The 1,482-nt window shown below is 37.0% G+C and carries 3 protein-coding genes and 1 pseudogene; all 4 read left to right on the plus strand.

The window, feature by feature from the left end:
- A pseudogene (locus IV54_RS12235) lies at positions 1–75 on the plus strand (replication protein); the annotation flags it as partial.
- A 226-nt stretch (positions 76–301) separates the two neighbouring features.
- Positions 302–583 (plus strand): type II toxin-antitoxin system RelB/DinJ family antitoxin, encoded by a 282-nt coding sequence (locus IV54_RS09640; protein ID WP_057879131.1) that lies wholly within the window; start codon positions 302–304, stop codon positions 581–583.
- Positions 584–629: 46 nt separating this feature from the next.
- Positions 630–815 (plus strand): hypothetical protein, encoded by a 186-nt coding sequence (locus IV54_RS09645; protein ID WP_010620892.1) that lies wholly within the window; start codon positions 630–632, stop codon positions 813–815.
- Positions 812–1,468 (plus strand): ATPase, encoded by a 657-nt coding sequence (locus IV54_RS09650; RefSeq protein WP_057879132.1) that lies wholly within the window; start codon positions 812–814, stop codon positions 1,466–1,468. The genes IV54_RS09645 and IV54_RS09650 overlap by 4 nt, the downstream gene beginning before the upstream one ends.
- The last annotated feature ends 14 nt before the right edge of the window (positions 1,469–1,482 follow it).

Here is a 1,482-nt window from a genome sequence, read left to right on the forward strand (position 1 = left end):
CTATTTGGCGTTTGGTGGAATAAACAAGCGGCTAGAGAATATGCGGCCAAACACCCTAACGATGAGCGTGCTTAAAACTAAAAAGCTATATAAGGCCGTTTAAACTGTTTTAAACAGATAGAGCATAACTATATTAAACGAGTTTTAAAATGCGCTTACGGGCACTTTAGGAACGTTGTATAAGCGCCATTGCGGAAAGGACAGCAAACTTAAATTCACAACTTTTAAAGAAGCAGGCTAATTGAGATGGTACTCAAAGATTAGTATAATGTGAGTAGTAATAAAGGGGGGCGAGAAAATCATGGTAGTTAAGGAAAAGAAACGCGTACAAGTCCAGATTGACAAAGAATTGGCAGATAATACCGAAGCCGTTTTAAGCCAGTTAGGTCTAAACCCAACTACCGCGATCAATATGTTTTATAAGCGGATCGTAGCTGACGCATCATTACCGTTTAAACCAGCCCTGAGCGAAGCCGAAAGAGCTAATTTAAGCCTTTTAAAGGCTACCAAAGAGACACCAGTAACAGAGTTCAAAGACGCTAAAGAAGTCGCTGATTGGCTCAATGATCCAGATGAGGACTAATGGCTTATCAGATTAAATAAATTAATAACTTGGAAGTGTGATGAACATGAAAGATACAATCACAATTAATGACTTTTTTGAAATTGCCAAAGAAACTGATTTAAAAGATTTACTTGATAAGTCATTACATGAGCCAGATCCAGAAAAGCGCAAAGTATATGACGCTTTATATACCTACTTTTTAGATAAAAGGCAAGATGAGGTTATTAAGCGAAAGGACTTTGTCCGTTGATAGATAAACCCCAATATATAATTGTTGCTGGTATTAACGGAGCAGGAAAAAGTACGCTATACGATACATTTCCCATCTTGTTTGACAAAACAAAACGGATTAACGCTGATGAACTTTTAAGACAAATGGGTGGCGATTGGCATAAAGATAGTGACAACTTAAAAGTCATGAAAGAAGAAATCAAACAACTACACTATGCTTTAGATCACCAGCAAAGTATTCACGTAGAAACAACACTGGCAGGTAGAGGCAAAGCTCACAAAAATGGCTTTGAAGTGACTTTATTATATGTTGCTTTGCGAGATGAAAATTTAGCTATCCAAAGGGTCAACGAACGGGTACAAAAAGGTGGCCACGGTGTTCCAGTAGCAACGATCAAGAAACGTTATCAGCAATCCAAACATAATTTGCCATTAGTGGCCTTTAAATCTGATAAGGTCATGATATATGATAATAGCGAAAAGTTTACCTCTGTTTATGCAAGAGAGAAGGGACAAGTTTTTAAGAATGATTTGAGGCATTTTCCTTGGATAAACCAAAATATTACTTATCCAGAAAAGGTGCAAAAGCAGTTACAAAATTTTGCAGATCAAAACCCAGAAGTAAAGCCTAAAAATGATCCAGAAAATAAAAACGATCGGCCTAGTTATTAGGTTGATCGTTTTTG

This window comes from Levilactobacillus paucivorans (assembly GCF_001437125.1).
Lineage (GTDB): Bacteria > Bacillota > Bacilli > Lactobacillales > Lactobacillaceae > Levilactobacillus > Levilactobacillus paucivorans.

Bases quoted from the DNA above. Each gene is read 5' to 3' on its own strand.
- IV54_RS09640 (WP_057879131.1), top strand. From the start codon at position 302: ATGGTAGTTAAGGAAAAGAAACGCGTACAAGTCCAGATTGACAAAGAA.
- IV54_RS09645 (WP_010620892.1), top strand. From the start codon at position 630: ATGAAAGATACAATCACAATTAATGACTTTTTTGAAATTGCCAAAGAA.